The 16,471-nt window shown below is 66.7% G+C and carries 13 protein-coding genes; 5 read left to right on the top strand and 8 right to left on the bottom strand.

Annotated features, from left to right (window positions below; translation table 11 throughout):
- The first annotated feature begins 151 nt into the window (after window positions 1–151).
- Window positions 152–3,862, top strand: a complete 3,711-nt coding sequence (locus tag ACE3S9_RS05065) for an Ig-like domain repeat protein (RefSeq protein ID WP_374545349.1) — start codon at window positions 152–154, stop codon at window positions 3,860–3,862.
- Window positions 3,863–4,055: 193 nt separating this feature from the next.
- Here ACE3S9_RS05065 and ACE3S9_RS05060 read toward each other — a convergent pair whose 3' ends face one another.
- From ACE3S9_RS05060 to hemP, 4 genes are read right to left on the bottom strand one after another with little or no spacing between them, the layout of a single operon-like run.
- Window positions 4,056–4,853: a heme ABC transporter ATP-binding protein gene (locus ACE3S9_RS05060; RefSeq protein ID WP_374545348.1), complete on the bottom strand. Its 798-nt coding sequence runs from the start codon at window positions 4,851–4,853 to the stop codon at window positions 4,056–4,058.
- Window positions 4,850–5,962: a FecCD family ABC transporter permease gene (locus ACE3S9_RS05055; RefSeq protein WP_374545347.1), complete on the bottom strand. Its 1,113-nt coding sequence runs from the start codon at window positions 5,960–5,962 to the stop codon at window positions 4,850–4,852. Before ACE3S9_RS05055 ends, ACE3S9_RS05060 begins: the two co-directional genes overlap by 4 nt.
- Complete coding sequence (locus tag ACE3S9_RS05050) at window positions 5,959–6,891, bottom strand: hemin ABC transporter substrate-binding protein (protein WP_374545346.1); 933 nt, start codon at window positions 6,889–6,891, stop codon at window positions 5,959–5,961. Before ACE3S9_RS05050 ends, ACE3S9_RS05055 begins: the two co-directional genes overlap by 4 nt.
- A 7-nt stretch (window positions 6,892–6,898) precedes the next feature.
- Window positions 6,899–7,120 carry a hemin uptake protein HemP gene (hemP, locus tag ACE3S9_RS05045; protein WP_374545345.1) on the bottom strand — a complete coding sequence of 74 codons (222 nt, stop codon included), beginning with the start codon at window positions 7,118–7,120 and terminating at the stop codon, window positions 6,899–6,901.
- Window positions 7,121–7,402: 282 nt separating this feature from the next.
- On the opposite strand from hemP, the gene ACE3S9_RS05040 reads away from it, so the two are divergent.
- The 4 genes from ACE3S9_RS05040 to hutX are packed head-to-tail and all read left to right on the top strand — an operon-like array spanning window position 7,403 to window position 11,626.
- On the top strand, window positions 7,403–9,550 hold the full coding sequence (locus ACE3S9_RS05040; protein WP_374545344.1) for a TonB-dependent hemoglobin/transferrin/lactoferrin family receptor: 2,148 nt from the start codon (window positions 7,403–7,405) through the stop codon (window positions 9,548–9,550).
- A 25-nt stretch (window positions 9,551–9,575) separates the two neighbouring features.
- A complete protein-coding gene (locus ACE3S9_RS05035; protein WP_374545343.1) occupies window positions 9,576–10,739 on the top strand; it encodes a TonB family protein in 1,164 nt (387 codons plus the stop codon).
- A 24-nt stretch (window positions 10,740–10,763) separates the two neighbouring features.
- Complete coding sequence (locus tag ACE3S9_RS05030) at window positions 10,764–11,105, top strand: antibiotic biosynthesis monooxygenase (RefSeq protein WP_374545342.1); 342 nt, start codon at window positions 10,764–10,766, stop codon at window positions 11,103–11,105.
- The gene (gene hutX / locus ACE3S9_RS05025; protein WP_374545341.1) at window positions 11,102–11,626 is read left to right on the top strand and encodes a heme utilization cystosolic carrier protein HutX; all 525 of its coding nucleotides are present in this window, start codon (window positions 11,102–11,104) and stop codon (window positions 11,624–11,626) included. Before ACE3S9_RS05030 ends, hutX begins: the two co-directional genes overlap by 4 nt.
- A 366-nt stretch (window positions 11,627–11,992) precedes the next feature.
- On the opposite strand, the gene ACE3S9_RS05020 is transcribed toward hutX, so the two are convergent.
- From ACE3S9_RS05020 to ACE3S9_RS05005, 4 genes are read right to left on the bottom strand one after another with little or no spacing between them, the layout of a single operon-like run.
- Window positions 11,993–12,589: a GNAT family N-acetyltransferase gene (locus ACE3S9_RS05020; RefSeq protein ID WP_374545350.1), complete on the bottom strand. Its 597-nt coding sequence runs from the start codon at window positions 12,587–12,589 to the stop codon at window positions 11,993–11,995.
- A 22-nt stretch (window positions 12,590–12,611) separates the two neighbouring features.
- On the bottom strand, window positions 12,612–13,193 hold the full coding sequence (locus ACE3S9_RS05015) for a sarcosine oxidase subunit gamma (RefSeq protein ID WP_374545340.1): 582 nt from the start codon (window positions 13,191–13,193) through the stop codon (window positions 12,612–12,614).
- On the bottom strand, window positions 13,186–16,146 hold the full coding sequence (locus ACE3S9_RS05010) for a sarcosine oxidase subunit alpha family protein (RefSeq protein WP_374545339.1): 2,961 nt from the start codon (window positions 16,144–16,146) through the stop codon (window positions 13,186–13,188). Before ACE3S9_RS05010 ends, ACE3S9_RS05015 begins: the two co-directional genes overlap by 8 nt.
- Window positions 16,143–16,409: a sarcosine oxidase subunit delta gene (locus tag ACE3S9_RS05005; protein WP_374545338.1), complete on the bottom strand. Its 267-nt coding sequence runs from the start codon at window positions 16,407–16,409 to the stop codon at window positions 16,143–16,145. Before ACE3S9_RS05005 ends, ACE3S9_RS05010 begins: the two co-directional genes overlap by 4 nt.
- Between the last annotated feature and the right edge of the window lie 62 nt (window positions 16,410–16,471).

Raw genomic sequence — 16,471 nt, 5'->3', positions numbered from 1 at the left:
AATTGCTTATCGAAAACAGGTACGCTCTAGATAGCCCGCTCGCTTGCGGTGGGCTTTTCGCGGGGGCGATTTCTTGTTCGACATCACAACACACGCGCGTCATGGCGCGCGAGCGATAGCGTGCGCGTTGCGCGAGTGGGGCCGGGACCGTTTGGCGTCGTCGCCACGCGCGATCTTCACCGCCGTGCTCTTGATGATCGGCCTCTCCGTCGCCAACAGCGCGCAGGCGCAAAGCCTGTCGGTCTCCGTCAACCCGACGACCTATTCCGCCGCGGGGCAGGTTCTTCATTTCACTTATACGTTCAATTCCGGCGGTTATGTCGTTTCAAGCCTGTCGATCACCAGCGCCATTGGCGTATCGGTCAGCTGTCCGCCGCCGGCCAGCAACACCGACACCAACCAGACCGTTGTCTGCACTGGCAACTACACGACGAAGGCCACCGATGCCGTCGCGGGGGGCGTTGTCGTCGAAGTCGGGCAATTCAATCTGATGGCGAATTCGACGCCGGTCAGCGGCACGCAACTGGGCAGTCAGACCCGAGTCAATTATGTGGCGGCGGCGCCGCCACAGCCCAATGTCGCTGTCACCTCGTCCGTCAATCCCTCGACTGTGGCGCAGGCCGTCACGTTTACCGCGCATGTTACGGCTGTCGCGCCGGCGACGGGAACGCCGACCGGCTCCGTGACCTTCTATGATTCCGGCTCGTCGATCGGCACGGGAACGCTTTCCGGCGGCGTGGCGAGTTTCACCACTTCTGCTCTGTCCGGCGGCAACCATTCGATCACCGCGACTTACAATGGCGACAGCAGTTTCTCCAGCGCGTCGGGCGGCTTGACTCAGGTGGTCAACAAAGCCGCATCGACGACGGTTGTGGCGTCTTCGCTCAATCCTTCCCTTCCGGGCCAGACCGTGACGTTCACGGCGACGGTGTCCGGCGCGAGCGGGACGCCGACAGGGACCGTGACCTTCCTCGACGGCGGCGCCACGATCGGAACCGGGACGCTCTCGGGCGGCGTCGCGAGTTTCAGTACGTCGGCCCTGTCGGTCGGCAATCACACGATTACGGCCTCTTATGGCGGCGATACGAATTTCAATGTCAGCACGGGCGGTCTGGCCAGTTCGCAGGTCGTGAGCAAAGGCGCCATATCGGCCGCGCTGAACGCCTCGCAGAACCCCGTCGGTCTCGGTCAATCGGTCACGTTGACGGCGACCATCGTCGCTGTCGCGCCGGCGACCGGCGCGCCGACAGGGTCGGTGACTTTCCTCGACGGCGGGTCCGCAATCGGCACGGGCGTGCTGTCGGGCGGCGTGGCGACGCTGACGACCTCGTCGCTTGCGGTCGGCGACCATGTGATCAGTATTTCCTATGCCGGCGACAGCAAGTTCAACGCCGGATCGGGCGCGCTCGCCAGCAATCCGCTGGTCGTGAGCAAGGGCGCCGCCACGGCGTCCGTGACCAGCTCGCTGCCGTCGGCCGCATTCGGCCAGAGCGTCACCTTCACCGCCCATGTCGCGGCCGTGGCCCCGGCCGCCGCGACGCCGGGCGGCGTGGTCACCTTCCTCGACAGCGGCGCGCCCATCGGCACGGGGACGCTCTCGGGCGGCGCGGCGACTTTTTCGACCTCCGCCCTCGCGCCGGGCGCTCACACCATTACTGTGTCCTATCCGGGCGACGGCAATTTCAACGCCGCGACCGGGGCGCTGGGCTCGCAGGTCGTCAACCAGGGCGGAACATTGGTCACGGCGGTCATGACGCCCAATCCGGCGACGTCGGGACAGGCCGTCACTTTGTCCGCGACCGTTTCGGCGAATGGCGGCGCCATCGGCACGCCCACCGGAACGGTGACGTTCAGCGATGGCGGAACGACGCTCGGCGCAGTCGCGCTCTCAGGCGGGGCGGCGAGCCTCGTCGTGCCGTCGTTCAATGCGGGCACCCATACCATCCTGGCCGCTTTCTCCGGCGACGCCAATTTCGTCGCTTCCTCCGGCTCGGTGCTGGGGACCGTCAACAAGGCGGGAAGCACCGTGACGTTGAGCGTCAATGCGTCGGCGATCTTCGGGCAGCCGGTCACGATCCGCGCCAGCATCACCCCGGCCGCCGCGACCGGGACAGTGACCTTCTACGACAATGGCGCGTCGATCGGCAGCAGCGCCGTCAGCGGCGCCGCCGCGAGCGTGACGGCGGCTGGGCTGGGGGTTGGCGTCCATACGATCACGGCAAGCTATTCCGGCGACAACAACAATAATCCCGCCACAGCCGCAGCCGCGCAGGTGACCGTGGGCAAGGCGACGCCCGCGATTGCGCTCTCGGCCTCATCGACGACGCCGCTATTCGGCACGGCGGTGACATTCACGGCCAATGTTTCCGGCGGCATGTCGCCGACCGGCTCGGTCGTCTTCAAGGATGGCGCCACGGTTCTCGGCACGGCGGCGCTAGCCGGCGGCGTTGCGCGAATCAGCACGTCCTCGCTGAGCGCCGGCGCCCATTCGATCGTCGCCACCTATAGCGGCGACGCGAACAATGGCGCCATTTCGACCTCGACCTCCGTCACCGTGGCCGCGCGGCCCGATCCAAGCGCCAACGCCGATGTGAAGGGGCTGATCCAGGCGCAGGTCAATATGGCGGCGCGCTATGGCCAGACGCAGATCGGCAATACGTTCCGTCGCCTCGAACAGATGCACGACGAGGACGACGAGGACAAAGGCGAGCAGCCCGGCGGGATCCTGTTCCCCAACGGCGGCGGCTGGTCTGGAGGACCCACGGGCGGTAATTTTCCGATTGCGGGCTTGCCCGGCGCGGGTTCGTTCGGCGGCGCGGGAGGCGTCTTCGGGAGCGCGGGGCCTGGCGGCGGCGGAATCCCTGGCGGCGGGACCGTGGCCGGCCTTCCCAACGGCTCGCCGGCGCTTGCCTATACCGGCGTCGACGCCTTCTCGCAACGCCTGATGCAGAGCGACGCCTCGCGCGCGGTGCAGAGCGTGTCCGGCGCGCTGCCGGCGGCGTTCCAGGCGATCGACAAGAGCGGCGTGCTGCCGTTCCACGTCTGGGCCACCGGCGCTTTCAGCTTCGGTCAGTTGCGCAGCGACGGCACGGTCGACAACCATTTCACCTCGTCAGGCGTGACCGTCGGCATGGACGGCAAGGTCATGGATCGGCTCAAGGCCGGCGTCGCCGTCGGCATGGGCTTCGACAACACCAGCGTCGGCACGCAGGGTTCGTCCAGCAATGCGACCGCCTATAGCGCGACGGTTTATTCCAGCCTGAAGCTGGGACACGGAATGTTCCTCGACGCCATCGCCGGCTATGGCGCGCTGCGGTTCGACAACCACCGCTGGTCGCAGGATGGCTTAATCATGCTCGACGGCGTCCGCAACGGCACGGAAGCCTATGGCTCGATCAGCCTGACGCAGGATCTGAAGTGGGACGCCCTGAAACTCTCGCCCTATATGCGTCTCGACGCGGTGCGGATGTTCCTCGACGGCTATCGCGAAACCGGGTCGGACATCTGGGCGCTGAGCTATGATCCGATGAACGATACGACCTTGTCCGGCGTGCTCGGCGCCCGCGCCTCCTATGCGATCCCTATGAACTGGGGCGTTCTGACGCCCGGCGGACGCGTGGAATATACCCACGCCTTCCAGGGCGGCTATGCGCAGAACCTGAATTACGCCGATCTCGTCGGCGTCGCGCCGGGCTATTCGAGCTTCGGGACCGCGATGGCGCAGGATACGATCTCGCTCGGCTTGTCGTTGCGCGCGGTCACCCATGGCGCGACCAGCCTCGAGCTCGAATATATGATCAGTACGGCGGGGCGCGAGTTCGAGGGGCAGCAGATCCGCGCGGCGGCGCGGCAGGCGTTCTGACGCGGCTGGCCGGGTCGCAAGAAGCCACGTGAAGCGGACACGTCATGGCCGGGCTTGTCCATGGCGGCTTGCGCCGACCCTCAAAAGCCGCGTCCAGATCGACGCGGCTTTTTGCGTTTTGGGAATGAAAGAGGCCCGAACTCCCGGAATGGACGCAAAAAGTCCCGGAATTTGTTCTGGGGTCGCCCCGGCCTCAATATCCTTGCGGCAGGATGATGGGGCGGCCGGTTTCGGCATCGGAAACCACACGTAGGCGGACATGAAAGACATCGCCGACAAGCGTTTCGGTGAGCACCGCCCCGGGGCGTCCGTGGGCGACGATTTTTCCGTCGGACAGGACGATGACCTCCCTGGCGAAGGCCGCAGCAATGTTCAGGTCGTGAACGATGGCGACGACCGCGACTCCCTCTTCGGCGAGCGCCCGCGCCGCGCTCATCAAGGAGAACTGGTGTTCCAGATCGAGGCTGGCAGTCGGCTCGTCGAGGAACAGCGCCTGTCCTTCGCCGACCGCCTGTCCCGCCTTCAATTGGCAGAGCGTCCGCGCGAAGCGAACGCGCTGCTGTTCGCCGCCTGAAAGCGTCTGGTAGTCGCGATCCGCGAGATGCGTGACGCCGGCGGCCGACAAGCTGGCCGCGAGAATGGTTTCGATCCGCGCGGCGGGCAATCGCCGCCCCACCACGGCGAGGCCGAGCCGCGCGACTTCATGCGCGCGGAATGGAAAGGCGAGCGTCGCGTTTTGCGCCATGACGGCGCGCTTTTCGGCGAGACGCCAGGGCGCCATCGCGGCGAGCGGCTCGCCCGAGACGAGAATCTCGCCGTGGCAAGGCGCGCGCTCGCCGGTCAGCAGCCGGAACAAAGTCGATTTGCCGGCCCCGTTCGGGCCGATCATCGCCGTCAGGCTTCCGCATTCGAGGCGGAGCGAGACATTGTCGACGAGGCGCCGGCCGCGCGCCGAAAAGGAGAGCGCCGAGGCCTCCAGAAAGACACTCATCCCTGTTCGCTCCAGATCTGGCTGCGCAGCAGCAGCCAGAGGAAAAACGGCGCGCCGATGCTGGCGGTGAGAATGCCGACGGGAAGTTCGGCCGGCGCGAGCATGGTTCTGGCCAAAGCGTCGGCGCCGACGAGCAGGGTCGCGCCGCAGAGCGCGGAAAGCGGCAGAAGCGTGCGGTGGTCGGCGCCGGTCGTCAGCCGCACCAGATGCGGGGCGACGATCCCGACGAAGCCGATGGCTCCAGCCGCCGCGACGCTGGCGCCCACGATCAGGGCGACGCAGAGGATCGCCGCCGCCTTGACCCGTTCGGCGCGGATGCCGAGATGGAACGCCTCGGCGTCGCCGAAGGCGAGGGCGTTCAGGCCCCGGCCGAGAAAGGGCAGGGCCAGGAAGGCCGGAAGCAGGATCGCCGACACGATGGCGGTTCTCGCCCAGTTGGCGCCGCCCAGGCTACCGAGGAACCAGAAGCTCAGATCGCGCAATTGCCGGTCGTCCGACAGATAGGACAAGAGCCCGGTCATGGCCCCGGTGAACGAGGCGAGCGCGACGCCCGCCAGCAGCATCACGGCCATGGAGGTGCGGCCCTGGCGCGTGGCGATGGCGTAGATGAGCAGCGTCGCGACGAGACCGCCCAGAAAGGCGTTGACGGGCAAGGCGACGAAAGGAACCAATAGCGAGACGGCGCCGAAGACCTTTTCGCCGAGCACAATGGTTGCCGCGACGGCGAGGCCGGCGCCGCTCGAAACGCCGATCAGTCCCGGATCGGCCAGCGGATTGCGAAACAGGCCCTGCATCAGCGCGCCGGCGACGGCGAGGCCGGCGCCGATCTCCAGGCCCAGTACGATGCGCGGCAGGCGCAGGCCGGCGATGATGAACGCCTCGCTATCGGTCGCGGCGGCCCCGGAGCCGAAAAAGGTCGTCCACAGGATGGTTGGCACGCGCCACGGCGAGATGGGCGACGCGCCGACGCAAAGGCCCAGAATGACGACGACGAGGCAGGCCGCCGCGCCGAGCGCCAGCGCGGCCGGGAAGCGCCGGGCGTCCCGACCCCGGGAGCCAGCGAGCGCGGGCGGCGCGGCTTGCGTCGTTGCGGGCGCGTTCGACGTCATCGGGCGGCGGCGGGCGCGCCTGCCGGCGTTTTGGACCATTTTTCCGGGGCCAGCGACGGATAGAGAAAGGCCATCACGGCGCGCGCCGCATCGGGCGCGCGGGGGCCGAAACCGATGAGAAACAGGCCGTCCATGTCGACCACGCGGCGATTCTGGCCGGCCGGCGTCTGGGCCACCGTCGGCAGCGCCAGAATGGCGTTTGAAGCGATCACGCCGTCGCGCGACATGGCGACGATCGCCTGCGGCGCGGCCGCGACCAGCGCCTCGTCGGTCAAGGGCTTGTAGCCGTCGAAATCCACGGCGTTGACGCCGCCGGCGAGGTGGATGACGGCGTCGGCCGCCGTTCCCTTGCCGCCGCACAGCAGGCGGCCGTTCTGAACGGCGATCACGAAAAGGACGCGCTTCGGCGTGGTGATCTTCTCGCGCTCCCTGGCCAGCTCCGCAAAACGCGCGGCGATCTTTTCGGCGCGCGCGCGCGCTTCCGCCGGCGCGCCGACCGCCACGCCCGTCGCGACGATCTTCGCGGCGACGCCCTCGGCGCTCGGCGTATCCGCGATGCGGACGACAGGAACGCCGGAACTGGCGACGGCTTCGAGCGCGGCGGGCGGCCCGGCGCCTTCGACGGCCAGGACGCGCGTCGGCCGCAGCGACAGGATTCCCTCCGCCGCCAGATTGCGGAAATAGCCGACGCTGGGCTTATCCTTGAGCGCCTGTTCCGGATAGAGGCTGGTCGCGTCCACGGCGACGATCGCGTCCTGGCGCCCGAGCGCATAGACGATCTCGGTCAGCGCGCCGCCGATGGCGACGATCCGTTCCGGCTCCGCTGCGCGCGCGGCGGGGGCGAACGCCGAAGCCAGCATGGCGAGCGCCAGCAACGGCTTGAGAATGAGGCGCGGACGCAGGACCGCTGTTTTCATCGTTTCGGGCATGGCCGCCTCATTTCGTCAGGATAAGCTTGTTGTTGGAGGTGATGCGAAGCCGGTAATATTCGCCGTCCAGCACCACGGAGACTTCGCGCGCGCCTTGAAGCAGCGCGCGGGCGTCCAGTTCGAGACCGGCCGGCCGTTCGGAAGGAGAGGGCCTCGGCGATGGCGCGCCAGTGCGTCCATTGGCCGATTTCTTCTTCCGGCTTTGCGTCAGATGCGCCTTGTCTTGCATGATTTTGTTCGAATGCGGCCCGTCTTCCATCAACCAGACCCATCCTTCCGGCGATTATTGAGAGAAGGACTATTGGCCCCTGGCGCGCCCGGTCAATTTTGGCCGCACTTTTTAGAGTTATTCTAAAATTTAGATTCTTTCTTGCCGGGCCCGTATCTTGACCCCCAATTTATGCGAACCAGGCGAGTCCGGCGCGGCCGGCCCTGTGACATTCCGAGAATGAGCCAGCCAGGCGCGACGCCCAGCCAGCCAGACATGACGTTCGGTTGGGGGCATGCACATATGAAGAGGTTGGTTTCAGCAAGATTGCGTCCGGGCGTCCGGCGCTTCGTGACGCCGCATCTGGTCGCCGCGCCATTCGTTCTGGCGGCCCTGCCGCTCGGCGCCGCCGCACAGCCGGCGAACACGCAGCAGACGGGCGGCGACGCGTCTGATTTCGACACGATCAATGTCACCGCGACCAAGACCGAGGAAAAGACCATCGACACGATGGCCGGCGCGAGCGTGGTGACGCGCACCGACATGCAGCGCTTCCAGCCCTCCAGCATAGCGGACATGCTGCAGAACGTTCCGGGCGTGTCGTCGCAGCAATCGGCCAACGACCCGGGCCAGTCGATCAATATTCGCGGCGTGCAGGATTTCGGGCGCGTCAACGTGCTGGTGGACGGCGCGCGGCAGGACTACCAGATCTCCGGCCACAACGCGAACGGCACCTTTTATCTCGAACCGGCCTTCCTGGCGCAGGCCGACATCACCCGCGGCCCGGTCACCAATATTTACGGCTCCGGCGCGATCGGCGGCGTGGTGGCCTTCCGGACGTTGGGCATCAACGACATTCTGAAGCCCGACGAGAAATATGGCGTGCTGCAGACCATCGGCGCGGGCACGAACGGGCAGAATCTGCTCACCAGCACGGCGGGCGGCGTCCGTATCGGCTCCACGGCCGATCTTTTCGGCCAGTTCGTCTACCGCAACCGTTCGTCCTATTCGGACGGCGCCGGGAACATCGTGCCCGACACCGGTTCGGATCTGGTCGGCGGCCTCGCCAAATTGAACGTGCGTCCGGCGGACGGGCAGGAAATTTCCGCGACCGCCCTGACGCAGAACTACCAATTCGCCAATCAAGGGACGAGCGGCGACGGCCCGCGCTTCAACAACGATGTCACCGCCGGGACCTATACGCTCGGCTATCGCTTCAATCGGCCGGACGCGCCGCTGTTCGACCTGAGCGTGAAGACCTATTACACCGAGACGAAAAATATCCAGACCCTGCTGGCGCCGGACGCGACCTATGCGGCGCTGGGCGCGGTCGCCGGCGCCAAGGCGACCGACCAGATCGGGACCTTCGGATTCGACGTCGTCAATACCGCGCGCTTCTCACTCGCCAACACGGATCACGCCGTGTCGGTCGGCGGCGACGGCGCCTGGGACCATGTGACCACCACCGACGCGGCGGGCGGCTTCATCAGCGCGCTGACGCCATCGGGCAATCGTGCTTTGACGGGCGCCTTCATTCAGGATGAAGTCCGCTACGGCGGTTGGCTGCGCGTGCTCGGCGGCGTGCGCTATGACAATTACCAGCTCAACGGCGGACCCTATTCGTCCGGCGGCGATCATATCTCGCCGAAGATCACGGTCGGCGTGACGCCGTTCAACGGCGTGGAATTCTACGCGACCTATGCGCAGAGCTATCGTGCGCCGACGATCACGGAAACGCTGATTTCGGGCACGCATCCCTTTCCGGCGTTCAACATCCTGCCCAATCCCTATCTGATGCCGGAGACGGCCTATGATGTGGAAGGCGGCGTCAATCTGAAATATGACGACATCCTGCGCGCCGGCGACAAGTTCCGCGCGAAGATCGACGCCTTCGACAACAAGATCTCCAATTATATCGACATGGAGGCGGTCGGGCCGGCTTATCTGGTGTCCTTCATTCCGGGCATGCCGTCCTCGGTGTGCTCGCGCGCGCCCTATCTGTGCTTCCCGATCCAGTCCTACCAATATCTCAACGTCGCGCGGGCCGAGATTTCCGGCCTCGAGGCGGAGGCGGCCTATGACTGGCACGAGGGCTTCGCCTCCTTCTCGGGGACGCTCATCCACGGCGACAATGTGACGACCGGCGAGCCGCTCAACACCGTGTTTCCGAGCCGCTTCAGCGTCACCGGCGGTTGGCGCTTCCTTGATCAGACCTTGACGGCCGGCGCGCGTTTCACCGTGGTCGCCGCCAGCGCGAGCGGCGTGACCACGCCCACCGCGTCTTACGGCCTCGTCGATCTGTTCGCCAATTACGCCTACAACGACCAGATCAGCAGCGCTTTGACGATCACCAATCTGTTCAATCGGAATTACATCCAATATCTCGATTCCGAGCCAAGCCCCGGCCTGACCGCGAAGCTCTCCGTGAGCGTCAAATTCGCGGCGAAATGATCCGGTGGGGGGAGGCGCCGCGGCCGTGATCGCTCTGACCAATCCTGAATGCAATCCATGGCGCGCCTTGCGCGCGCCGCTCGGCGCGGTTCAGGCGCAGGCGAGGGCGCGCGAGGCAGAGGCGCCCCGTCTCACGGCCCGCGAGGCGGAGAGCGCCGCGTCCGCCTCGCCGCGAATCGAGATCGACAGCGGCGAGCCGACGGCGGGACCATTCTGGCCATGCGGTCCTTCCCTCGCGAGGCACGAGGACTCCGGCGCCGCGCCGCGGGTCTTGCGCGACGCCGAGCGTGTGTCGGACAAGGCGCCGGCGCGCTGGCTCCCGAGCCGGGCTTTCGCACTCTCGGTCTGCGGCCATCTCGGCGGGCTGGTCTTGATCGTCACGGGCCTTGGCGCCGTGGAGCGCGCCGAGGCCTTGCGCGGCGGCGAGATGATGGAAGTTTCCTTCATCGCGTCCAGCCAGCAGGAAAGCGTCGCGGCGGAGCCGGCGCCGGCCGCGCAAGACAAGCCCGAGGAAGACAAGCCCGCGCCGGAGGCCGCCGCCGAGACGGAGAAGCCACAGGCCGAAATCCAGCCGCCGCAGCAATCCATGTCTGCGCCGGAGACGCCGCCTCCCAAGGTCGCGCCGGCGCCGGAAGCCGAACAGGCGGAAATCGTGACGCGGGCGCCGCCGAAAGCGGATGCGGCGCCGGCCGCGCCCACCCGCCCGAATCCGCCGCCGCGTCCGATGAAGGAGCCGGTCAAGGAACGGATCAAGGAACATGCCGAGACGCATGCGGAACGCGCTCCGCCGCATCCCCGGCGCAAGGAGGCGGCGGCCGATCACCCGTCGGGCCATGGCGCCGAGACGCGCCGGACCGTCGCCGCCGTGCGGGGCGGAACGCAGGGCGCCCCGGATTCGGCCGGCGCCGCCGCGTCGCAGAACTGGCGCGGCGAAGTCCTGGCCCATCTCGCGCGCTTCAAGCAATATCCATCGCAGGCGCAGGATCGGGACGTCACGGGCCGGACGATCGTTTCCTTCGTGCTGTCGCCTTCGGGCGGCGTTCAGAGCGTGTCGCTGGCGGGCTCCTCTGGCTCGTCCCTGCTCGACCAGACGACGCTGGCCATGGTGCGTCGCGCCGCGCCCTTCCCACATGCGCCGCCCGGCGCGAAGCTCAGTTTCACCGCGGCCATCAACTACAGCCTGCATTGACGCGGGCCAATCGAGGAGAATGCAATGTATGTCGCCATGAACCGGTTCAAGGTTATCAAGAGCCGCGCCGACGCCTTCGAGAACATGTGGCTGACGCGGCAGTCCAACCTGCACGAATTGCCGGGCTTCCTTTCCTTCCACATGCTGCGCGGCGCGGAAGCCGAGGATCACGTGCTCTATTCCTCCTATACGCTCTGGGCGCGGAAGGCGGATTTCGAACATTGGACCCGCTCGCCGCAATTCCGCGCCTCCCACGCCAATGCCGAGAAGCGCGAGCCCATGACGCTGGGGCACCCGCAATTCGAGGGCTTCGACGTGATTCAGGCGCTGACCAATCCGCCGCGCGAAGTCGAGGCCGCGCTGTGATCGCCGAGCGCGAGACTCTGAAGAGCCTCTCGGACCGGCTGCTCGACGCCCGCAGGGATCTGAAGGCCAAGCCGGACGGCGTGCTGGAGGAACTGGCCCGGACGCACAGCCTCAGCATGAGCGATGTGCTCGCTCTGCTGCCGGCCTCCGAGGCGGTCGAGGCGAAAGGCGTGGCTTTCGAGCGCGTCTGGGCCGAATTGGCGGAATGGGGCGAGATTCTCTTCCTGATCCACAATGCGCACGGCGTTTTCGAGATCCGGACGGCGCTGGCGCGGGGAAGCTGGGGCCACGGCTATTTTAACCTCGCCGGCGGCGCGGCGCTCGGCGGCCATTTGCGCGGCGACGCGTGCCGCTCCATCTGGCTGGTGGATCGCGCTTTGTTCGGCCGACGATCCTGCTCCGTCCAATTTCTCGATGCGGCGGGCGAGGTCATGTTCAAGGTCTTCGTCCGGCGTGACGCCGCGCGCGAACTCGACCGGGAGCAATGCGCGAAATTCGAGGCGTTCCGGCAAAGCCTGTAAGGGGGCTGATCGGAGGGGGAGAAGAAAGCCGGCGAGCCGGCGAAAGCGTCCTCTCCCTCCGATCACACCACCCAAGCGGTGGCTGCGCATATATTCCTTACATGAATTATTTTTGTTTGGCTGGCGCGCGAGGCCTTGCGGCTGAAACGGACTGGGGTCGATCTGAAGGAGGCCGCTCCAGACGAGCCGCTGGCTGCGCCGGGGGAGGCTGCGCGGGTCGCGAGAGGCTGTATGAGGAAGGCGCGTCATGCCCGGGCTCGTCCCGGGCATCCACGTTTGGCGGCCGCTACGAAATTGAGTCGTCGATGCGAACGGCATGGCGTGGATGGTCGGGACAAGCCCAGCCATGACGGTTTGTAACGACCCTCAAGCGTCGCGCGGCTTGTCGATCTGCCAGCGCAGATGCGCCTTGATGGTCGGCCATTCCGAGGCGATGACGCTATAGACGCAGGTGTCGCGCAACGTGCCGTTGCGGGCGCGCTGGTGGTTGCGCAGGATGCCGTCGAGCTTGGCGCCGAGGCGTTCGATCGCCTTGCGGCTCTGGAAATTGAGCGCATGGGTGCGGAACTCGACCGCGATGCAGTCGAGCGTTTCGAAGGCGTGGCCGAGCAATAGAAGTTTTGCCTCGGTGTTCAGCGCGGTGCGCTGTACGGAGCGCGCGTACCATGTCGAGCCGATTTCGACGCGATGATGCGCGGCGTCGATGTTCATGTAGGTGGTCATGCCGACCGCGCGGCCGCTGGTGGGTTCAACCACGGTAAAGGGCAGCATCGATCCGGCGTTCTGAAGCGACAGCCGCCGCGCGATTTCCGCGCGCATGGCTTCCGGCTCGGGAGCGGTCGTGTACCAATGGCGCCAGAGTTCGCCGTCTCGCACCGCTTCGGTCAGTTGATCGGCGTCATCCGGCGCGAGAGGCCGGAGCAGCACATGCCGGCCTTGCAGAGTGGCCGGCTCGATTTTCATCGCCACGCGACAATTCCTTGAATCACCCGCGCCAATCGAGCCCAAATTCGGCGGCCGCGCAAGCGAAGGCGCGCAGGAAGGCCGCGAAAAAGGAGCGGCCGACGGCGAAGGCGAAACAGCCTTCCTCCGTTTTCCATAGCGTCAGATTGATATGAGCCGCATTAGTCGTCGCGGCGGCGCCGATGGGAAAGATGGCGGGGTCGAGATCGAGCGGGATCAGTTTCGCCAGCGTGCGCGGCAGCTCCGGGCCCGCGGCCTCCAGCACGACCAGACCGCCGCTTTGCTCGAAAACCGATCCGGCGGCGCCGGCGGCCTGTTCGAGGCGGGCGAACAGATTGTCTTGCACGGAGAGAACCAGCCAACGGCTCGGTCCGGTTCCGATGAATGAGGCCGTATCGGTCGCCTGATATTTTGGCGCATCTTCCGGCTCGATCCCGAAATGAGAGGCGATGGCGGCGCGCAGCGCGGCTTTGTCGCGGCCCGCGACGAGAATGCAGGCCGACAGCGGCAGGCTGTTCAGAATGACGCCGGCGGGTCCGGGCGCGCCGAACCGGCCGGTGGGCAAGTGTTGGCCGAGTGGCGGGGAGGCGAGCAGGTCAGCCACGGAGGCGCGCTCCTTCGGGATCGAGGAAAACGGGCGGGCAGATTTCGACTTCGATGTCCGAGCCGCGCAAGCCGTCCCAGGCCCGGACGATCTGGCCGATGCGCGTTGCGCCGCCTTGGATGAAACCGAGCCCGATGGAATGGCCGAGACTGGGCGAGATCGTCGCGGAGGTCAGATAGCCGATGTCATTTTCGGTGGTCGCGGCGGCGCCTTTTTCCAGAAAATGCGCGCCCGCGCGCAGCACTTGGGCGCGGTCCACCGGGCGCAGGCCGACGAAGCCCGGTCGTTGCGAATCGGTCAGCGCGGGGCGCCTCGCCATGACGGCGCCGATATGGTCCTTGGCGGTCGAGGCCATGCGGCCGAAGCCGAGATCGCCTGCCGTCGTCTGGCCGTTGAGTTCGGGGCCGGAGACATGGCCCTTTTCGATGCGCATCACGGCGAGCGCTTCAAGGCCGTAGAAAGTGACGCCCCATTCGGCGCCGAGCCGCAGCAATTCGCGCGCGAGCCGCTCGCCTTCATGGGCAGGAACCGCGATTTCGTAACCGAGTTCGCCCGAGAAGGAGAGGCGGAAGATTCGCGCCTCGAGACCGCCCATCAGACTCGTTTCCAGCGCGCCCATGAAAGGCAATGCCTCGGCGGAAACGCGTGCGGGATCGTCCACGATCTGCGCCAGCAGGCCGCGCGCGCGCGGGCCAGCGATGGCGATCTGCGCCCATTGCTCGCTGACGGAAGCCATGCGCACGTCGAGTTCGGGCCACAACACTTGCAGGCAGAACTCCAGATGCTCGTAGACCTTGCCGGCGTTGGCGGTGGTCGTGGTCATGATCCAGCGGTCGTCGGTCAGTCGGGCCGTGGTTCCGTCGTCCATCACGAAACCGTCCTCGCGCAGCATCACGCCGTAACGCGCCTTGCCGATGGCGAGATTGGAGAAGCGGTTGATATAGACGCGGTCGAGCATCGCGCCGACGTCAGACCCCTGCAATTCAATCTTGCCGAAAGTCGAGACGTCGATCAGTCCGACGGAGGCGCGCACCGCCTTGACCTCGCGCTCGACGCTTTGGCGCCAATCCGTTTCGCCCTGGCGCGGAAAATAGGCTGCGCGCAGCCAGGGGCCGGCCTCGACAAAAACCGCGCCGTGTTCTTCGGCGAGGGTGTGGGTCGGCGTAAGGCGGGCGGGGCGGAAGTGCTTGCCGCGATGATGACCGGCGAAGGCGCCGAGCGCGACCGGCGACCAGGGCGGCCGGAACATGGTGGTGCCGGTTTCAGCAATGGTTTTGCCGCGCGCCTTGGCGAGGATGGCGAGGCCGGGAACGTTCGACAGTTTGCCTTGATCGGTCGCCATGCCGAGCGTGGTGTAGCGTTTGAGATGTTCAACCGAGACGAAACCTTCCTTGTTCGCCAGCACGATATCCTTGGCGGCGACATCGTTCTGGAAATCGACGAAGGCCATGCCTTTCGAGCCTTCGACATGCCAGAACGGCGTTATGGAAAAAGGCGCGTCTTGCGCGCGCGGGGGCTCGATGGCGAGGGCGGCGAAGCCGAGTTCGGCGGCGGCGCGCGCGCCTTGTTCCGCACCGTGCGCGAGGCAGGCGGAGAGCGCATAGGCGCCATTGGCGGCGCCCACGACGCTCAGTCCGGGCGGGCAGGCGCCGGGGACGAAGGTCGCGATGTCCTCGCGCCATTGCGGGCGGCCGCCGTGGTGGCAGGTGAGATGGACATTGGGCGAGAAGCCGCTCGACATGGCGAGGCCGTCGACCGCGAGGCGCTCTTGCTTGCCTTGCGCATAGACGTCTATGGATCGCAAAACCTTGCCTTGGGTGCCGAAGACCTCGCCGCCGAGAATGACGCGCAGGCCGCGCTTTTTCGCGCCCTCGCTGAGCGCCGGTGCGACCGCATCGCGCGTGTCGATTAGCGCCGCGACTTCGGCGCCTGCGTCGAGCGCATCGAAGGCGGTAGTCCAGAGCGCGTCGTGATTGCCGAAAAAGGCCATGTTTCGTGCGGGAGCGACGGCGAAGCGATTGACATAGCTTTGCGCGGGAGCGGCCAGCATCACGCCGGGGCGGTCATTGCCGCCGAACACAATGGGCCGGTCGAGCGCGCCCGCCGCCAGCACAGCGCGTTTCGCGACGATGCGCCAGAGGATTTGGCGCGGCTGGAAGGGGGCGGGCGCGGGCAGATGATCGCTGACGCGCTCGATGGCGGCATAGCAATCGTCGTAAACGCCGAAGACCGCCGTGCGGCGCATCAGCCGCACATTCGGCAGGCTGTGCAATTCAGCCGAAACCCGCTCGGCGAAGGCCGTCGGCGGCGCGTCGTCGATGGCGGTTTTTTCGCTCAACAGTCTTCCGCCGAAACGGAAATCCTCATCGGCCAAAATGACGCGCGCGCCGGCGCGGCCGGCGGTCAGCGCGGCCATCAGCCCGGCCGGACCGGAGCCGATCACCAGCAGGTCGCAAAAGGCGTTGGCCTTGTCATAGGAATCCGGGTCGGGCGCTTCCGACGCGCGACCGAGGCCGGCGGCGCGCCGGATCGCCGGCTCGTAAAGCTTCTCCCAGGCGGCCTTCGGCCACATAAAGGTCTTGTAGTAGAAGGCCGCGCCGAAAAAGGGCGCGAGCAGGCCGTTGACCGCCATCAGGTCGAAATCGAGCGAGGGGAAGCGGTTCTGGCTTGCGGCGTCGAGTCCGTCGTAAAGCTCGGTCGTGGTGGCGCGGGTGTTGGGCTCGCGCCGCGCGCCGGAGCGCAATTCGACCAGCGCGTTCGGCTCCTCGGTTCCAGCGCCGACAATGCCGCGCGGGCGGTGATATTTGAACGAACGCCCGACCAGCTTCACGTCATTGGCGAGCAAGGCGGAAGCGAGCGTGTCGCCGGCATAGCCGGTCAGGACGCGGCCGTCGAAGCTGAAGGCGAGGGGCGCGGCGCGGTCGATCAGGCCGCCTGTTGCGAGGCGGCTCATGAGCGCGTCTCCGCAACGAAAAACGCGCCGGAAATTTCATGGGTGCGGGTGTCGCGCGCGACCTCGATCCAGCGCCGGCAGCCAGCGAGATGATACCACAGCTCGCGATGCGGGCCGGCCGGATTGTCGCGCAGATAAACGTAATCGTGGAACGTGTCGGCGGCGTCGGGCGCGGCCGGATCCGGGCGGGTGAGCGTGGCGTCGCCGCGATAGGAAAATTCCTGCGCGTCGCGCGCGCCGCAATAAGGACAGGGGATCAGCATCAGTGCAGATTCGGCTGCGCGCCGACTCCCTTTTCGTCGATCAGATGGCCGGTGCGGAAACG

The sequence above is a fragment of the Rhodoblastus sp. genome, assembly GCF_041915505.1.
Taxonomy (GTDB): Bacteria; Pseudomonadota; Alphaproteobacteria; order Rhizobiales; family Beijerinckiaceae; genus Rhodoblastus.
Note: the sequence above shows the minus strand (reverse complement) of the source record. Positions and strands in the feature narration are given on the sequence as shown.